This window comes from Pelagirhabdus alkalitolerans (assembly GCF_900096905.1).
In the GTDB taxonomy this organism is placed as follows: domain Bacteria; phylum Bacillota; class Bacilli; order Bacillales; family Amphibacillaceae; genus Pelagirhabdus; species Pelagirhabdus alkalitolerans.
Genome location: NZ_FMYI01000001.1, coordinates 171,279 through 188,112 on the forward strand (window position 1 = coordinate 171,279; position 16,834 = coordinate 188,112).

17 protein-coding genes and 2 other annotated features are annotated in these 16,834 nt (G+C 37.9%); of the genes, 4 read left to right on the forward strand and 13 right to left on the reverse strand.

Annotation, left to right across the window (positions count from 1 at the left end; all coding sequences use genetic code 11):
• Nucleotide 1 precedes the first annotated feature (1 nt).
• Nucleotides 2–697 (forward strand): chitin disaccharide deacetylase, encoded by a 696-nt coding sequence (gene chbG / locus BLR62_RS00750; RefSeq protein WP_090791843.1) that lies wholly within the window; start codon nucleotides 2–4, stop codon nucleotides 695–697.
• 45 nt (nucleotides 698–742) lie between these two features.
• On the opposite strand, the gene BLR62_RS00755 is transcribed toward chbG, so the two are convergent.
• Both BLR62_RS00755 and BLR62_RS00760 read right to left on the reverse strand, forming a co-directional pair.
• A complete protein-coding gene (locus BLR62_RS00755; protein WP_090791846.1) occupies nucleotides 743–1,342 on the reverse strand; it encodes a nitroreductase family protein in 600 nt (199 codons plus the stop codon).
• Nucleotides 1,343–1,473: 131 nt separating this feature from the next.
• On the reverse strand, nucleotides 1,474–2,754 hold the full coding sequence (locus BLR62_RS00760; protein WP_090791849.1) for a helix-turn-helix domain-containing protein: 1,281 nt from the start codon (nucleotides 2,752–2,754) through the stop codon (nucleotides 1,474–1,476).
• Nucleotides 2,755–2,942: 188 nt separating this feature from the next.
• Between BLR62_RS00760 and BLR62_RS00765 the strand changes: the two genes are divergently transcribed.
• A complete protein-coding gene (locus tag BLR62_RS00765; RefSeq protein WP_090791851.1) occupies nucleotides 2,943–3,749 on the forward strand; it encodes a MurR/RpiR family transcriptional regulator in 807 nt (268 codons plus the stop codon).
• Between the two features lie 131 nt (nucleotides 3,750–3,880).
• Here the strand turns inward: BLR62_RS00765 and BLR62_RS00770 are convergent, their stop codons facing one another.
• Nucleotides 3,881–4,567, reverse strand: a complete 687-nt coding sequence (locus BLR62_RS00770) for an N-acetylmannosamine-6-phosphate 2-epimerase (protein ID WP_090791855.1) — start codon at nucleotides 4,565–4,567, stop codon at nucleotides 3,881–3,883.
• 1 nt (nucleotide 4,568) lies between these two features.
• Complete coding sequence (locus BLR62_RS00775; RefSeq protein WP_090791858.1) at nucleotides 4,569–6,110, reverse strand: PTS transporter subunit EIIC; 1,542 nt, start codon at nucleotides 6,108–6,110, stop codon at nucleotides 4,569–4,571.
• Nucleotides 6,111–6,382: 272 nt separating this feature from the next.
• Between BLR62_RS00775 and BLR62_RS00780 the strand changes: the two genes are divergently transcribed.
• A complete protein-coding gene (locus tag BLR62_RS00780) occupies nucleotides 6,383–8,002 on the forward strand; it encodes an ABC-F family ATP-binding cassette domain-containing protein (RefSeq protein WP_090791861.1) in 1,620 nt (539 codons plus the stop codon).
• Nucleotides 8,003–8,233: 231 nt separating this feature from the next.
• Here the strand turns inward: BLR62_RS00780 and trpA are convergent, their stop codons facing one another.
• The 8 genes from trpA to BLR62_RS00820 form a co-directional block, all read right to left on the reverse strand.
• Nucleotides 8,234–9,010 carry a tryptophan synthase subunit alpha gene (gene trpA, locus BLR62_RS00785; RefSeq protein WP_090791863.1) on the reverse strand — a complete coding sequence of 259 codons (777 nt, stop codon included), beginning with the start codon at nucleotides 9,008–9,010 and terminating at the stop codon, nucleotides 8,234–8,236.
• A complete protein-coding gene (trpB, locus tag BLR62_RS00790) occupies nucleotides 9,003–10,208 on the reverse strand; it encodes a tryptophan synthase subunit beta (RefSeq protein ID WP_090792577.1) in 1,206 nt (401 codons plus the stop codon). Before trpB ends, trpA begins: the two co-directional genes overlap by 8 nt.
• A 2-nt stretch (nucleotides 10,209–10,210) precedes the next feature.
• Complete coding sequence (locus tag BLR62_RS00795; RefSeq protein WP_090791865.1) at nucleotides 10,211–10,816, reverse strand: phosphoribosylanthranilate isomerase; 606 nt, start codon at nucleotides 10,814–10,816, stop codon at nucleotides 10,211–10,213.
• Nucleotides 10,813–11,592, reverse strand: coding sequence for an indole-3-glycerol phosphate synthase TrpC (gene trpC, locus BLR62_RS00800; protein WP_090791868.1), 780 nt, complete (start codon nucleotides 11,590–11,592; stop codon nucleotides 10,813–10,815). Before trpC ends, BLR62_RS00795 begins: the two co-directional genes overlap by 4 nt.
• Nucleotides 11,593–11,595: 3 nt before the next feature.
• The gene (trpD, locus tag BLR62_RS00805) at nucleotides 11,596–12,621 is read right to left on the reverse strand and encodes an anthranilate phosphoribosyltransferase (RefSeq protein WP_090791871.1); all 1,026 of its coding nucleotides are present in this window, start codon (nucleotides 12,619–12,621) and stop codon (nucleotides 11,596–11,598) included.
• Entirely contained in the window at nucleotides 12,618–13,202 is a 585-nt protein-coding gene (locus tag BLR62_RS00810) for an anthranilate synthase component II (RefSeq protein ID WP_090791873.1), read from the reverse strand. The genes trpD and BLR62_RS00810 overlap by 4 nt, the downstream gene beginning before the upstream one ends.
• Entirely contained in the window at nucleotides 13,199–14,569 is a 1,371-nt protein-coding gene (gene trpE, locus BLR62_RS00815) for an anthranilate synthase component I (RefSeq protein WP_090791876.1), read from the reverse strand. Before trpE ends, BLR62_RS00810 begins: the two co-directional genes overlap by 4 nt.
• A gap of 69 nt (nucleotides 14,570–14,638) precedes the next feature.
• Nucleotides 14,639–14,866: a binding site (T-box leader), on the reverse strand.
• Between the two features lie 38 nt (nucleotides 14,867–14,904).
• Nucleotides 14,905–15,155: a binding site (T-box leader), on the reverse strand.
• A gap of 76 nt (nucleotides 15,156–15,231) precedes the next feature.
• Nucleotides 15,232–15,780, reverse strand: coding sequence for a 3-dehydroquinate synthase II domain-containing protein (locus BLR62_RS00820; protein ID WP_090791879.1), 549 nt, complete (start codon nucleotides 15,778–15,780; stop codon nucleotides 15,232–15,234).
• 106 nt (nucleotides 15,781–15,886) lie between these two features.
• Here BLR62_RS00820 and BLR62_RS12635 point away from each other — a divergent pair, with 106 nt between their 5' ends.
• The gene (locus BLR62_RS12635; protein WP_281241141.1) at nucleotides 15,887–16,018 is read left to right on the forward strand and encodes a hypothetical protein; all 132 of its coding nucleotides are present in this window, start codon (nucleotides 15,887–15,889) and stop codon (nucleotides 16,016–16,018) included.
• A gap of 48 nt (nucleotides 16,019–16,066) precedes the next feature.
• Here BLR62_RS12635 and BLR62_RS00825 read toward each other — a convergent pair whose 3' ends face one another.
• The gene (locus BLR62_RS00825; protein ID WP_245719363.1) at nucleotides 16,067–16,819 is read right to left on the reverse strand and encodes a 3D domain-containing protein; all 753 of its coding nucleotides are present in this window, start codon (nucleotides 16,817–16,819) and stop codon (nucleotides 16,067–16,069) included.
• Nucleotides 16,820–16,834: the final 15 nt, after the last annotated feature.

Genomic DNA, 16,834 nt, shown 5'->3' on the forward strand with positions numbered 1-16,834 from the left:
AATGAAGGTTATTTTCAACGCAGATGATTTTGGTTTAACAAAAGGCGTGACAGATGGGATTATTGAAGCGCACGAATATGGACTAGTGAATGCGACAACGGTGATGATGAATGCGGAGGCAACTGAATATGCGCTTGAAAAGGCAAAAGATTATCCAAATCTAGCATTAGGTGTTCATCTCGTTTTGACATTTGGAAAACCTTTGTCAGATGAGTGCGACTCATTAGTCGATTCACAAGGAGATTTTAAATTCAAGCGTGACGAAACAACATTAGATGAAACTACTCTTTCTCAAATCGAAGAAGAATGGCGTTTACAAATCGATACATTTTTAGAATGGGGCTATCCACTCGATCACTTAGACAGCCATCACCATGTACACGGGTGGCCCGTTTTGACCAATTTGATCGAAAAACTAGCGAAAGATTATGACGTGCCCATACGCTATGTGAAAAGCTTAAAGGGAAAAACAGATATTCTATACACCGATCTATTGTGGCTACGCTTTTATAAAGATGGATTGGAAGAAGATCTATTTAAAGAACTGAGGAAATTGAAGGCTGATTCAGTAGAAGTGATGACACATCCAGGTTATGTTGATGATGAGTTGAAGCGACTAAGTTCATATACTGATGACCGAAAACGCGAACTCGAGCTTTTAACATCTCTTGAGCGACCAACATGGGCGACAACTTAAGATAAAAAACGTGATCACTTAATTTGAGTGATCACGTTTTTGGGATTATTTAAATACTTTAATACGGTCATCAAGTGGTGCGAACTCTTTATCCGCTGGTGCTTCTTTTGGTTTGCCAAATGGCATTTGCGCACGTAGTTTCCAATTATCTGGTGTGTTCCAGTGTTTTTTCACATCTTCGTCGATCAACGGGTTATAGTGCTGTAAGTTCGCAGCAAGTCCCGCTTCTTCTAGAGACGTCCACACAACATATTGCAGCATGCCTGATGCTTGTTCTGACCAGACAGGGAAATTGTCACTAAAGATTGGCATTTGTTCTTGAAGTCCTTCAACTACACTTTGGTCTTCGAAGAATAAGACCGTTCCGTACCCTGCTTTAAATGCGTTAATTCTAGCTTCAGTATTTGGGAAATCATCTTCAGGGACAATTTTTCTTAATTGATCTTTTGTTAGCTCCCACAATTTATCGTGTTCTTCATTAAAGAGAACAACAACACGTCCACTTGTTGCATTAAATGCATAAGGTGTATGTTTAACCGCAAACTCAACGAGTTCTTGTACCTTCTCTTCTGATAGGATTTTGTTCTTTGTAATTTGATAGTTTGAACGGCGATCTTTCACCGCTTGATAGAAATCTTTTGTCATTCTATATAACCTCCTGAGTAATTTAGTTTGAATTCAAAGTTTCCCCAATCTCGAGTCTTCCCGTATCAAATTTAGATTAAACATCTTTTTTTAATAAAAAAATAACACCCTCTGATAGAAGGTGTTATCACTTAATAATTATCGACCACTCGAACGACATCTAGTAACTCGTTCGCTGCAGCATAATAGTCAGCGGATACTTTATATTTTCGTTCATTATAGTAGTAGTTTGCTGTTAATTTTAAATAATGCGCATATGTGTAATGTAATTGCTTTTCCTTTAAAAATGGTAGGACGTCGTTTACCATTAACGATTCAAATCCTTGGTCAAATCCGTGCAAAATATAATAATAGGAATTCACTTCATATGAGAGCAATTGAGAGAACGATTCACCGGTTTGAATTAATTGCTGAGCGACCTCACACCAATAGGCGGCCGAATCATTATCTCCTTTTTGAGCATATGAACGACAAAGTCCCATAATCGCTTGTAATTCTCGCTCTGAATAATGATGCTTCGTTAATTCGTAAGTTCGTTTATAGTATTCGATCGCTTCATCATTCAACTGCATGTCTCTATACACATCACCCATCGCACGGTGATAATCAATTAAAAGATGGTCATCTTTAATCGTTTCGGATAATTTTTTTGCCAGACGAAAATGCTCTATTGCTTCATTTATTTCGTTCATCCGTTTTGCCGTGATGCCTACAATTAAGTGCGATTCCCCACATCGTCTCAATCGGTACGTATTTTTATAAAACGTTAGAGCACGATTAATATAGACACGTGCATGATACGTATAATAAAGATTTGTTGAGACTTTTGCAATTTGAAAATATAAGTCATGGATTTCTAATTCATCTTGAAAATGCTCTTTAGGATACATTTTCTCAGCACGCATTAAGGATTGAAACGCATCATAATACTCGTAGCGATCAGCGAAATAAAGACCTGAAAATTTTAACCAGTAATAATGTTCAATCTCATTAAATTTATCGATATCTTGTTGTAAAAATATATATTTTCGCTCGGCCAATTCCTCACGATCTGTTAACACGAAATAGTAAAGTGTATGTAATTCAACTAACCAATATAGACCTGCATCAATAATGGATTCAATTTCAGCTTCTATCATTTGATACGATTCATATGCTCGAATCAACTCACCATTTAATAGTTGATTGAACCATTGATGAACTTCTTTTTGAATGTGATTATCTTGAGTGCGTTCGGGCTTTATGCCTAAACGTTCACAGATTTGCTTTACAACTTGTGGATTTGCATCCGCTGCATTCCGTTCTATTTTTGACAAATATGAAACCGACACAATATCTTTTGCAAGTTCTTCTTGAGTCATATCGGATTTAATTCTGAAATACTTTATTTTGCGACCGATCCCCTTGTTCATACGATCACCCCTTTCTTCCTATTCTACACAAACTATCCTACTTTTTCATCAGTTGGATACTAATGTATCCTTAATTAAGTTTAGATTTACAAATTATCTCTTTCTTTATCTATTTAATGATTCACGATATAATACCTATATATATAGTCTTTCGTTGATATATAAAGGAAATACTAAAGGAGGAGCGAATGTCTTCTATACTAAATCAAATTCAACTATATTACCAAACACTCAGTAAGCTTGAAAAAAAAGTTGCAGATTATGTTTTGAAAAACCATACAAAAATTGCAAATATGCATATAAAAGACTTAGCTTATGAATCCGGGGTCTCTGTAGCAACTATAACTCGTTTTAGTCGTAAAATTGGTGCTGATAGTTTTGTGGAGTTTAAAATTTCATTAAGGGATGCTATTGATATAGAAACTGAGTCTAATGATGTGATTCAAACTGTTAATAATATGTATAAATCTGTTGTTGAAGCCACTTCATCACTTTCCACACTTGATATTTATTTTGAAGCTATTCAACATCTAAAGGCTGCAAAACGAATTCACATTTTTGGATTAGGAAGTTCCGGGTTATCCGGAGAAGAATTAAAACTACGTCTCCAACGTATGGGATATATGGTTAATACGTATCATGATTCTCATAGTATGATTTTATCTAGTTCAATTATGGACCATGATGACTGTATCCTAGCTATCTCTTCTTCAGGTGAAACAAAAGAAATCATAGATAGTCTTAAGTTAGCGAAAAGTAATAATGCATCAATTCTTATAATGACAAACTATGTTCATACTCAAATGACAAAGTATGCAGATACAACTTTATTCACATATAGCATGCAAAACTATAAGACTAAAAACTTATTGAATAGCCAACTCTCAATACTTTATGTAATTGATGTGCTCACAATGTTATTAATGCAAGACGGTGACAATCGTAAAAACTATGATAAAACACTTAATGCTCTAAAATCTTACAAACATAAATAAATCGTTTGCTTTATAAAACTTTTTCGATAAATTATTTTAACGTTACAAATTAGGTTAAAAAAGCATCCAAGTGATGAAAATCACCTAGATGCTTTTTCTATAATATATTTTTTCAATAACTTTACCATATTTTATTCAGAAATCGATTTTTTAAATCTAGCAGTTATTAACTGCGGCCTAGTAATAGCGCTCCCTACAACAACATAATCGGCTCCATAATTCAAAGCACTTTTTGCAAGTTCAGGACTATTTAATTTACCCTCCGCAACAATTGGAACAGACAATTTTTCTTTCATTTTCTTCAAAATGTCGAATTCATCGTCAAAAACGGCTTTACCTACAGTCTCGTCAGTATAACCAATAAGTGTTGTTGATACACAATCAAAACCTATTTGCTCTGCTCGAACTCCCTCCTCTATTGTTGATATATCTGCCATCAATTCAATTTCAGGTTTATGTTTCTTAACATACTCAACCATTTCCTCTAAAGATTCTCCTCTAGGCCTTTTTCTCATAGTTGCATCTAAGGCAATCATATCTACAGGAGCCGAGAAAAGTTCATCTAATTCCCTCTTTGTTGCTGTTATAAAAATATTTGAGTCACTATAATCTCTTTTTATAATCCCAATTATAGGCAAGTCTATCTCTTGCTTTATTGCTTTGATATCTTTTACTGAATTTGCTCTTATAGCATCAGCTCCACCCTCTTGTGCTGCCTTTGCCATTTTGGACATAATTTCAGATGAATGAAGAGGTTCATTTTCTAACGCTTGACACGAAACGATAAAAGTTCCTCTGATTTTATTAAAAAAACTCATTTCACTTTTCCTCCATTGCTTCTTCTACTTCACTTTTAATATTCGTAACATGAGGACCATAGATTACTTGGACACCACTTCCCTTTACAACAACGCCATGTGCCCCAGTCTTTTTAAGGTCTTCTTTATCTACTTTCTCACCGTTATTCACACTAACTCGTAATCTTGTTGCACAGTTGTCAACATCTTTAATATTTGATTGACCACCTAGACCCTGAATGATCTTAATTGCACGTTCTGTTTTCGTATATTCAACTGTTTCTTCTGACTCATCTTCACGTCCAGGAGTTTTGAAATTGAATTTTCGAATTAAAACTTTGAAGGTAAAGTAATATAAAAAGAACCAAGGAACCCCAACAATCGGTACATATATCCAATTTGTTTTCTCAGCTCCCTGCAACACACCAAATAACATAAAATCAATGAAACCGCCAGAAAAAGTTTGTCCAATTGTAACTTCAAATATGTGAGCCATCATAAATGCTAAACCATCATAAAATGCATGTACTACATAAAGAACGGGTGCAACGAATAAAAATGAAAATTCAATTGGCTCAGTAATACCTGTTAAAAATGATGTTAATCCAGCAGAGAGTACTAAGCCTAACACTTTCTTTTTATTTTGGGGTTTTGCAGTATGATAAAGTGCCAAACAAGCTCCCAACAAACCAAACATCATTGTGATGTGACGACCTGACATAAACCGAGCTGTTCCCATGAAAAATTGTTCAACACTATCGGCATTTGCTAGTTGTGCAAAAAAGATATTCTGTGTACCTTCTATTAATGAACCATCAATAACCATTGACCCACCTAAAGATGTTTGCCAAAAAGGTAGATAGAAAATATGATGCAATCCAAAAGGTCCTAAAAGTCTTAAAATAAAACCATAAATCAACGTACCGATATAACCTGTCGCTTCAACAATAGATCCAAGCTCAAAAATACCTGATTGTACTATGGGCCAAACGTAGAATAAAATAACACCTAAAATTATAGCTGTAAATGAAGTAATAATAGGAATAAATCTTGATCCACCAAAGAATCCTAAAAATCTAGGTAATTCAATTTTATTAAACTTCTGATGCAAAAGATATGTCATGATACCTACAAGAACTCCGCCAAACACACCTGTTTCCAAAGATTGAATCCCTAATACTTCTCCTTGCCCAACACTTGCGATATTAGACTCTGCTAATTGGTCATTGATAATTAATACCGCATTGATCGTAGCATGCATTACTAAAAAACCTAATACTGCTGCTAATCCCGCTGTACCTTTATCATTACGAGGAAGACCAATTGCAATACCTACAGCGAAAATTATAGGTAAATTCGCAAAAATTACATCACCAGCTGAACTCATAATAGTAAAGATCGCTTGTAACCATACAACATCAAGAAAAGAATAAGCTTCAAGTGTTGCCTGATTACTGAAAGCGCCACCAATCCCTAACAACAAACCAGCTGCTGGTAAAACAGCAATAGGTAACATAAATGTTTTACCAAACTGTTGCGCTTTTTCAAAAAATGAATTTTTCATTTATTTCACTCCAATCAGTAAATTTGATTATAGTTTACAATTTTATTTTATTTTTGTAAACCATTTTTATTAATTTTGATTAACTTTTCTGAAAATTAAAACTTAATTATTCTCCTATGTAATAATTTTCTTGCACTAAATTAATAATAAATACATTATTTAACAAAATATACGGTGGAATATTCAGCCCCAACCAATAATGTTTGACTTCACGCGCTTTTTAGCTTAAGCTAGGCTTTAATTATGTCTATTTTTTGGAGGAAAGCAATCTTATGTTACAAGCAACAAATGTTAGTTTACGCTTCGGCGACAAAAAATTGTTCGAAGATGTCAATATTAAGTTCACTGCCGGCAACTGTTACGGCTTAATCGGTGCCAATGGTGCTGGTAAGTCAACGTTTTTAAAAGTTTTATCTGGTGAAGTCGAGCCACAATCAGGTCATGTTTCTCTTGGGAAAGATGAGCGTTTAGCTGTATTAAAGCAAGATCACTTCGCTTATGAAGAGTTCCCTGTTTTAGATACCGTTATTCGTGGTCACGAACGCCTATACCAAATCATGCAAGAGAAAGATGAAATTTATGCGAAGGGTGAGTTCACTGAAGAGGACGGCATGCGTGCTGCTGAATTAGAAGGTGAATTTGCTGAGCTAAATGGTTGGGAAGCAGAGTCAGATGCGAGTGTCTTACTAAAAGGGCTTGGTGTCACAGAAGATCTTCATGATAAAAAAATGGAAGAAATCAGTGGTGGCGATAAAGTAAAAGTATTGCTTGCACAAGCTTTATTCGGTTCGCCTGATATCTTATTATTAGATGAGCCAACGAACCACTTAGATATCCAAGCAATTCAATGGTTAGAAGAGTTCCTTATTAATTTTGAAAATACCGTTATTGTCGTATCTCACGACCGTCACTTTTTAAATAAAGTGTGTACACATATCGCTGATGTTGATTACGGCAAGATCGAGTTATATGTCGGAAATTATGATTTCTGGTATGAGTCAAGTCAATTGGCGCTAAAAATGGCTCAAGATCAAAATAAGAAAAAAGAAGAAAAAATTAAAGAGCTACAAAACTTTATTGCGCGATTTAGTGCGAACGCCTCTAAATCAAAGCAGGCCACATCGCGTAAAAAGATGCTAGATAACATTACCTTAGATGATATTAAACCTTCATCTAGACGTTATCCATATGTAGCGTTTAAACCAGCGCGTGAAATCGGTAATGATCTATTACGTGTTGAAGGGCTCACGAAAACGATTGATGGTGAAAAAGTATTAGACAATGTTAGTTTTACATTGAAGCCAAATGATAAAGTAGCTTTTGTTGGACCAAATGACATTGCGAAGACTGTTCTTTTTGATATTTTAATGGGTGAGACTGAGCCGGACGCCGGATCATTCACGTGGGGTGTCACAACATCTCAGTCTTATTTCCCGAAAGATAACAGTAAGTTCTTCGAAGGAAATGATAAGACACTTGTCGAGTGGTTGCGTCAGTATTCTCCAGAAGATGAAACAGAAACATTCTTGCGCGGATTTTTAGGTCGTATGTTATTTAGCGGTGAAGAAGCGTTGAAAAAAGCAAGTGTCCTTTCTGGTGGGGAAAAAGTGCGATGTATGCTATCGAAAATGATGCTTTCAAGTGCGAACGTTCTCGTTATGGACGAGCCAACGAACCACTTGGACTTAGAGTCGATTACATCTGTTAACAATGGTTTAATCAACTTTAAAGGATCGATCTTGTTTACGTCACATGACCATCAATTTATCAACAGTATTGCGAATCGCTTGATTGAAATCACGCCGAACGGATTAGTTGATAAAGAAATTAGCTATGATGAATACGTGAGCGATCAAAAACTACAAAAACAAATTGAAGCGATGTATCAATAAATGATAAAAAGACAAGGCAGCGGACGCCTTGTCTTTTTTGTGTTCGATTTTTTGGATTTGTGTGCATTTTTCGCGATTTGTGTGCATTTTTTTAGATTTGTGTGCAAAAATTAAAATTTGTGTTCGAAAACTTCAATTTGTGTGCAATTCTTAATTTTGCGCGCGACTTTCAATAATTTGCGCGCGAATTTTTGATTTTACGCGCGATAATTATCATTTTATGCGCGAATCTCAATTTTTAGCGGCTTGAATCATTGAGTAAATCGGTTGATGGTCGTTTTCATGCAAACTTTTAACAATTTTACTTCCAACGACAACCCCGTCACACGCTTTTGATAGTTGTTTGACTTGATCAGGAGTCGAGACCCCAAATCCAGCTAAGACTGGGCAATCACTCATTTCTTTAAGCGCATCTAAATAAGTTGAGACGTTTTCTTTAATATCTTTACGCTCACCTGTTGTGCCTGTTACGGTGACTGCGTATAAGAAACCTTCTGTTCGTTTGGCACTTTCAATTTGGCGGTCTTTCGGACTTGTGAGTGCAACAAGGCGAATGAGCGCAATATCTTGTTCAGCCAATGCATCTGCAACTAAACTCTCCTCCTCCAATGGAATATCTGGGATAATTAATCCATCTACACCCGCTTCACTGCATTTAGCACTGAATGGTTTTACACCAAAGCGATAAATCGGATTGATATACGTCATTAAAATAACAGGGATTTTGCGATCATCTTTTGTCTTTATTAACACATCGAGAATGTCATTCAGCCCAACACCTTCTTCTAGTGCGCGGATTCCTGCTTCTTGTATGGTTGGTCCGTCTGCTACTGGATCAGAAAATGGAATGCCTAGTTCAATCGCTGACGCGCCGGCGTCTTCCAATAGTTTAATCTGTTTCGGTAATTGATCGAGTCCACCGTCACCAGCCATGATGTACGGGACGAAAATTTTATCTCCATTTGTTAGAACATTTTGAAATGCTTGATCTAAATATGCTTTACCCATCAACTTGACCTCCTAATGCATCCTTTACTGCTTCAACATCTTTATCACCACGACCTGATAAACAAACAACGATCGATTGATCTTTATCCATCTTAGGTGCTAGCTTAGTTAAATATTGAATCGCATGTGCAGATTCTAGCGCAGGGATAATACCCTCTGTTTGAGACAGTAACTTCAATCCTTCTAACGCTTCTTGGTCGGTGATTGAGTCGTATTGAACACGCTTGGTTTCTTTAAGGTGGCTATGTTCAGGGCCAACACCTGGATAGTCGAGTCCAGCTGAGATTGAATGCGCCTCTTGAATTTGACCATTTTGATCTTGAAGCAAGTAGGTCATCGTCCCGTGCAGAACACCCATTTCACCTTTAGAGAGTGTGGCGGCGTGTTTACCTGTTTCAATACCTGAACCGCCTGCTTCAACACCATATAACTTAACGGACTGATCATTCACAAATGGGTAAAACATCCCCATTGCATTACTACCGCCACCGATACAAGCGACAACAGCATCAGGAAGTGTGGAATCAACAGCGTCAAACTGCTCTTTTGTTTCTTGACCGATCACCGATTGAAAATCACGAACGATTTGTGGGAATGGATGCGGTCCAACAACAGATCCAATGATGTAATGTGTATCTTCAACATTCGCTACCCAATAGCGAAGCGCTTCGTTGACAGCATCTTTTAACGTACCACTACCGTGAGTGACAGATTCTACTTTAGCACCGAGTAGTTCCATTCGAAACACATTTAATCGTTGGCGTTTAATATCTTCCTCGCCCATGAAAACAATGCATTCAAGTCCGAGCAGCGCACATACGGTTGCAGTTGCGACACCGTGCTGTCCGGCGCCTGTTTCGGCGACAACTTTTTTCTTGCCCATACGTACTGTTAACAAGGCTTGACCGAGTGCATTGTTAATTTTATGAGCACCTGTGTGGTTTAAATCTTCACGTTTTAAATAAACTTTAGCGCCACCTAATTTTTCCGTTAAACGTTGAGCATAATAAAGCGGTGTTTCGCGTCCTACATAGTCTTTCAGATAAGCATCTAATTCTGCTTGAAAATTCGGATCGTTTTTCGCGTCATTATACGCTTCTTCTAATTCTAAAACAGCTGGCATTAACGTCTCGGGGACAAAGCGTCCACCAAATTCACCGTAATGCCCATTTTTATTGGGTTGTTCATAATTTGTCATTGTCATCTCGATCCTTCCTTTGCTGATTGTATAAAGGCGTGTATTTTATCTTCATCTTTTTTACCTTCTGTCTCGACACCACTGCTGACATCGACTCCGCCAACACCTGTTTTCTCAATTGCATGATTTACATTGTCTGGATTTAATCCACCTGCTAAAATTAAGCGATCTTTCCCATGATTAATCCTTTCAAGCAATCGCCAATCAAATGGTTGACCGCTTCCAGGTGTCGCACCATCAATCAAGACATACTCACAAACCTCAAGATAGGCGTCGATCTTATCAAGATCCGCTTCAGTTGAAACGGACACCGCTTTAATAACGGGCACAAGACAATTCCTGCAATCGGCAACCGTTTCTTGACCGTGAAGCTGAACGTAATCTAGACCCGTCTTTTGAACGATTTTATTAATTTCATCAATCGACTGATTAACAAATACACCTACAGCTTTTGCATCGCCCACTATATGAGGGATCCACGTCTTCACGTCTTCTGCTGTTACTTGACGTTTGCTTTTAGCAAAAACAAAACCGATTAAATCTGCTCCGAGTCGTGTTGCAGCATGAACTTGCGAGGCATCTGTTAAGCCACAGATTTTCACAATCACAACCGGTCACCTTCTCCACTTAAAAGTTCAAATGTATCGGTTAAATTATCCGATCGCATCATCGTCTCCCCGACTAAAATTGCTTCTGCTCCTGCTTTTTTAACACGTAACACATCTTCTGTTGTCTTCATACCACTTTCACTAATGATCAGATGATCCTCGGGATTTAACATTTTCGCAAGGTCTTCAGTCGTTTTTAAATCAACTTCAAATGTATCTAAATTACGATTGTTAATTCCGATCAATGTAGCATCAATATCAAGTGCTGCTTGTAGCTCTTGTTCATCATGAACTTCAACGAGCACTTCTAAACCAAGACGTTTAGCATGTTGATAAAGTGAAGCGAGTTGTTCAGTTGATAAAGCCCTAACAATTAATAAAATCACATCGGCGCCATGTTGGTAGGCACGATCAATTTGCACTGGATCAATGATAAAATCTTTATTTAAAATCGGTATATTAACCGTTTCTCTCACAGCAATTAAATCATCCATATCACCTTTAAAAAAGGGTGTATCAGTTAAAACGGATATCATGGATGCGCCTGCTTTTTCATAAGTTGAGGCTTGAACTTTAGGGTCCAGGTCAGCATTGATCACTCCTTTAGAAGGTGATGCTCTTTTAAATTCGGCAATAATCGATAATTTATTATTTGAACGAGCCATTTTGAAAAAGGAGCGAACGGGATACTGACGTTTACTGGTATTAATAGTTGAATCTTGCTTTAGACGTGCGACTTCTTTTTTCTTTTCTTTAATAATGTCATCAAGTATCATACCTTATCTCCCTTTCACATCTTGGTCGTACTTGAAATCAACCAACCCGTCTAATTTGGCTAAAGCTTTTTTCGAGTCGATACTTTCTTTAGCTAACTGAACACCTTCTTGAACCGTTTGTGCCTTTCCATTTGCAAAGAGACCTAATCCTGCATTTAACAAGACGACATCACGATGCGGGCCTTCCTTGCCTTCTATCACATCGCGCAGAATACGCGCATTTTCTTCTGCATCCCCGCCTTTGATCGTGTCATTGCTCGCACTCATCAATCCGACTTCTTCAGGTTTAATTGTAAATTGCATGAGTTCACCACGATCTAAAAGCACACAAAAATTTTCACCAGCAAGCGATGCTTCATCCATATAGTCAGCGCCATTGATCACAAGGGCGCGCTTTCTGCCTAGTTGGTGCAGCGTATTGGCCATTTGTTCAAGTAGATCTCTTCTATAAATACCGACCATTTGTGTCGTTAGCTTGACTGGATTGGTCAATGGTCCGATTAAATTAAAGATTGTCGGCACACCGAGTGATTTACGAATCCCCATTACTTGTTTCATCGCTGGGTGTACGTGTTGAGCAAATAAAAAGGCAATGCCATGTGTTGATAAAAGATGCGCCATCTCATCTTTTGTTGCGGTTAATTTAACTCCAAGTGCTTCTAACACATCCGCGCTTCCCGTTTTACTTGAAATACTTCTATTACCATGTTTAGCAACCGTCATACCAGCACCAGCCATGACAAATGCACTGGTCGTACTAATATTAAAACTTTGCGAACCATCACCACCTGTTCCGCAATTGTCCATAGCCCCAGGGAAATCAATCGGAAGCTGAATCGCCTTATCCCGTATAACTTCGACTAAACCAGCGATTTCACCAACTGATTCACCTTTTGTTTTTAATGCCGATAAAAATCCAGCGACTTGCACCGGTGATGTCTCGGGTTCAAACATTAAACGGGACGCTTCATTCATTTCTTCAAACGTTAAGTCTTGTTGATCCATCACTTTTTTTAAATAATGTTTCACTTTGAATGCCCCCTTATTGTTTTGAAAAAATTCGCTAGTAATGTTTTGCCATCATTTGTTCCAATTGATTCTGGGTGAAACTGCATCCCGTAAATTGGTAGCGTTCTATGTTTTAGTGCCATAATTTCACCGTCATCAAGAGCCGTTGCTGTTAACTCAAGTTCATCTGGCATTGTATCTGGCTTTACGACAAGTGAATGGTAGCGCATCACTTCAACTGGATTTGGTAATTGATCAAAAATGTCTTGCTCATGGTGTTTAACGGGCGATTGCTTTCCGTGCTTTACTTCCTTTGCATGTGTGATTGTTGCCCCGTATGCCTCTGCAATCGCTTGATGTCCGAGACAAATACCTAATATCGGGAATCTCTCTTCAAATGTTTGAACGAGTTCAATACAGATGCCCGCTTCAGATGGTGTTCCAGGTCCAGGTGAAATGACAATCGCTTCAGGTGATTTTGCTTTGATTTCTTCTAATGATACTTTGTCATTTCGAATGACTTCGACATCTTCACCTAACTCTTCCATATATTGAAATAAATTGTACGTAAATGAATCGTAGTTATCGATTAAAAGAATCATGATTTTGCTACCTCCAATAAGGATTTGGCTTTATTTAATGTTTCTTCGTATTCACTTTCAGGATCTGAATCATAGACAATGCCTGCCCCTGCTCTTACATAAGCATGTTGGTCTTTTATAACCATCGTTCTGATTGCAAGTGCCAAATCAAGGTCGCCATTTAAATTAATATAACCGGCTGATCCTGAATAGGCACCGCGTTTTCGATCTTCTAAATCGTTAATGATCTGCATCGCTCTGATTTTCGGTGCACCTGAGACTGTTCCAGCTGGTAATGTGGCGACTAACGCATCTAAACTATGCATATCATCATGCAACTGGCCTGTGACAACAGAGACAATGTGCATCACATGTTGATACCGTTCGATCGTCATAAATGTTGGTAACTGGATGGACCCGACTTCACATACACGGCCTAAATCATTTCGACTCAGGTCAACCAACATTTTGTGCTCAGCCCGTTCCTTTTCATCTGACAACAGTTCCTCAGCCAATGCTTCGTCTTCTGAAATCGTTTTGCCCCTCGGTCTTGTACCGGCAATTGGATTGGTCACAATCTCTTTTCCTGTTACTTTTATTAAACTCTCAGGTGAAGCACCTAGCAGACAGTATTCAGAAAAATCGATGTAAAACATATAAGGTGATGGATTTGAAACTCTTAATCGTCTGTAAAATTGAAATGGATCGGTATCAAACTGAGCAATTAATGTTTGAGATAAGACGACTTGAAAAATATCCCCATCAATAATATGTTGTTTAGCTTTATTCACCATCTCTTTAAAGGTCTGCTTTTCAATCGTTTTTGAAAAGTCGAGTGTTAGTGGTTGATCCGGCTGATAATCAACAGCTTTTGCGATTTGAGCTTCCATCTCATCTAATCGCTCACTTAAATCCGCTTGTGTCCTTTCACCTGAATAATTTAGCGCAATCAGCGTGACCGTTTGCTTTTGATGATCAAAAACAATCGTATCTTGATAAAACATCATATGCACATCTGGCATATCAATCGGATCATCCAGTACATTTCCAATGTCCTCGTATCCGCGAATCATATCATATCCGATATAACCGACTGCACCGCCGTAATAAGCATACGGAAGATTCAAATCTACGTTTGGAATATGTCGTTTTAATACTTCAATCGGCTGTGCATCAATTTGTTCAATTCCTGATGCAGTCTTGACTGTCGTCTCATTTAACGTGCCAATCACTTCTTTGAACGGATTGGCGCCTATAAATGAATAGCGCCCTTTATCCCCGTGATGGCTCGAACTTTCTAATATGAATTTCTTCTCACCTTTTATACGATTGTAAACCGCAATCGGTGTTAGTGTATCCCCATTTAATTGTCGTGTTTGATAATGCATCACATCTTCACCCCTTTTGTTCTTATTTCCCCCTAAAAAACAAAAACCTCCAAATAACAGCTGCTATTTAGAGGGGACGGTTTTCTATGCAACCGCGGTGCCACCACCATTTTAGAGTCTTTTCACTCTACTTCTTTAAACCTGTTAACGAAGGTTAGCCGTCTTTTCCTACTAAAAACTGTTCAGAAAAGCTCTCATGAGGCCATTCAATTAACACATTTTCACTAACCTCTCACCACCGTTAGTTCGCTTTAAAAAATGTCTGTTAATCTACTAATCTCACTTAAACAATTGTATTTATTAAAAAAGAATAAAAAAAACGAGCCGATCATCCGATTAAGGACGAGTCAGACCCGTGGTACCACCTTAGTTAGCTCTAAGCGAGCTCACTTTAAGAAAGTCCGTTTTGCGAACTTTTGTTTATGGATAACGGCTAAACAACACCCGTCAAAGCCTACTACGCAAAGTATGCGATTCGGTTTGAATGCTCAAAAGTCCATTCACTTCACACTATCGCTAGTTCACACCAACCACTAGCTCTCTTTAGATTAGACATGAAGCTACTCCTCTTTATCAACGCATCACGTTTATAAGTTGTTTTCTATCTTATGCGAATTCGATTCGAATGTCAACATAAATATAAGAATTTTCTAATAACTTTTTTAATATTCCTCGATCTCTTCTGTAATTTTTTCACCTAAATGACGCCCAGCTTGATCAGGACGACAAGCTAATTCATCGCCTACCACTAACTCAATCGCTTGCTTAGGTTCACCATCTGCGCCTAATAAGTGCACACTATCGGCATCTTGTACAGTGACAGAGATTTGTTTATCTTCATTTTTTAGTTGGCAAACAACCCGAATAAAAGGACGTTTCTCGCGTTTAATACGACCAATAGGAATTTGTCGGTATTGATCATGATGCCAAACGAATACGTCATCGCCTGGATTCATTTCAGCGACATAGCCCGTTTTCTCTTCGTCACGCAATAAATAATGATGATATGCACCCGCATTTACGCGAAATGGACGTGGCGGATACGTATCCGTTGACCTGTTTTCAGAAAGCGCCATTAAATAACCATTTCCCGTGTTACCAATCCATATGCCTTCATCTGGTTTGAGCTCATCAATGAAATCTAAACACACTCTTGTGCCTTCCCCTAGCTTCTTCACTTCAGTTACCGTTGCTGTTTGATAGGATGACATAAAATCCCCTCACTTTTTTGAAATATATGTAACTTTATACTTTTCTACTCGTCTACAATGATATACAATAAACAATAGGTTTACAAATGAGTAGGGGGAAAGACTGATGCGGAAAGGATTAATTGTATTATTTCTGCTATTGGTATTAGCTTTTGGTGTCATTGGGTTTGTTCAAGATAACCCTGACCAAGGCGTTATCGTGGATGACCAACAGACGAGTACAAATGTCTCGTACTAAGATAGAGAGAAGGCACTATTTGTGACTTCTCTCTATTCTTTTTTATGGTCACTCTAGTAACTCAACTGTCACCTGTCGAACGCCCCAAGCGAGTGCTTCTTCGGTCGTTGGTACATGAATATCGATTTTGTGCCCCTTAATGGCACCGCCAACATCTCCTGCGATCGCTTCTCCGTATCCTTCAACATAGACACGTGACCCTAGTGGTATCACATTTGGATCAACAGCAACTACTTTTTTTGATCGGTCTTGATTAAGATCGATCCCTGTCGCGGTAATTCCATTACACCCATCACATTCTGCTGTGTAGGCTGTTGCTGTCATCGTCCATTCCTGACTAGATGCAACCACTTCTGCTGCAGGTTCTTCTGATGATGTTTCAGAATCCACATGTTCTTCTTTTTGCTCATTCACGACGTTACGCGTTTTTTCCACGTGACGTTCTCTTTCGATTAAGGTTAATGTCTCACCGACAAGAATTAAGTCACTCGTTAACTGATTAAATTGTTTTAAATCCTCTACTGTTAAATCATTTGCCTTTGCTATCTGATAGAGTGTATCGCCTTTTACGACTTCATGTATTGTTTCATCTTCTACTTGAATCTCTTGATCTGGAAAAATTAAATCCGTATTTAATTCATTAATTGTCTTTAATGTTCTGACAGATACATCATGATCTTGTGCAATATGCCATAATGTATCACCTCTTTGAACTTGATAAGTACTTTCTTCAGGTATTTCAGTAAAGCTTGTCGTAATAAGTGATAAAGTCATTAAACTGATGAAAAATGGTTTCATCATTATTTCCTCCTTTTA

What these genes read in the sequence shown, in the direction of transcription:
- chbG (WP_090791843.1), top strand. Translation starts at nt 2, where the DNA reads ATGAAGGTTATTTTCAACGCAGATGATTTTGGTTTAACAAAAGGCGTG.
- BLR62_RS00755 (WP_090791846.1), bottom strand. Translation starts at nt 1,342, where the DNA reads ATGACAAAAGATTTCTATCAAGCGGTGAAAGATCGCCGTTCAAACTAT.
- BLR62_RS00760 (WP_090791849.1), bottom strand. Translation starts at nt 2,754, where the DNA reads ATGAACAAGGGGATCGGTCGCAAAATAAAGTATTTCAGAATTAAATCC.
- BLR62_RS00765 (WP_090791851.1), top strand. Translation starts at nt 2,943, where the DNA reads ATGTCTTCTATACTAAATCAAATTCAACTATATTACCAAACACTCAGT.
- BLR62_RS00770 (WP_090791855.1), bottom strand. Translation starts at nt 4,567, where the DNA reads ATGAGTTTTTTTAATAAAATCAGAGGAACTTTTATCGTTTCGTGTCAA.
- BLR62_RS00775 (WP_090791858.1), bottom strand. Translation starts at nt 6,110, where the DNA reads ATGAAAAATTCATTTTTTGAAAAAGCGCAACAGTTTGGTAAAACATTT.
- BLR62_RS00780 (WP_090791861.1), top strand. Translation starts at nt 6,383, where the DNA reads ATGTTACAAGCAACAAATGTTAGTTTACGCTTCGGCGACAAAAAATTG.
- trpA (WP_090791863.1), bottom strand. Translation starts at nt 9,010, where the DNA reads ATGGGTAAAGCATATTTAGATCAAGCATTTCAAAATGTTCTAACAAAT.
- trpB (WP_090792577.1), bottom strand. Translation starts at nt 10,208, where the DNA reads ATGACAAATTATGAACAACCCAATAAAAATGGGCATTACGGTGAATTT.
- trpC (WP_090791868.1), bottom strand. Translation starts at nt 11,592, where the DNA reads ATGATACTTGATGACATTATTAAAGAAAAGAAAAAAGAAGTCGCACGT.
- BLR62_RS00810 (WP_090791873.1), bottom strand. Translation starts at nt 13,202, where the DNA reads ATGATTCTTTTAATCGATAACTACGATTCATTTACGTACAATTTATTT.
- trpE (WP_090791876.1), bottom strand. Translation starts at nt 14,569, where the DNA reads ATGCATTATCAAACACGACAATTAAATGGGGATACACTAACACCGATT.
- BLR62_RS00820 (WP_090791879.1), bottom strand. Translation starts at nt 15,780, where the DNA reads ATGTCATCCTATCAAACAGCAACGGTAACTGAAGTGAAGAAGCTAGGG.
- BLR62_RS12635 (WP_281241141.1), top strand. Translation starts at nt 15,887, where the DNA reads ATGCGGAAAGGATTAATTGTATTATTTCTGCTATTGGTATTAGCTTTT.
- BLR62_RS00825 (WP_245719363.1), bottom strand. Translation starts at nt 16,819, where the DNA reads ATGATGAAACCATTTTTCATCAGTTTAATGACTTTATCACTTATTACG.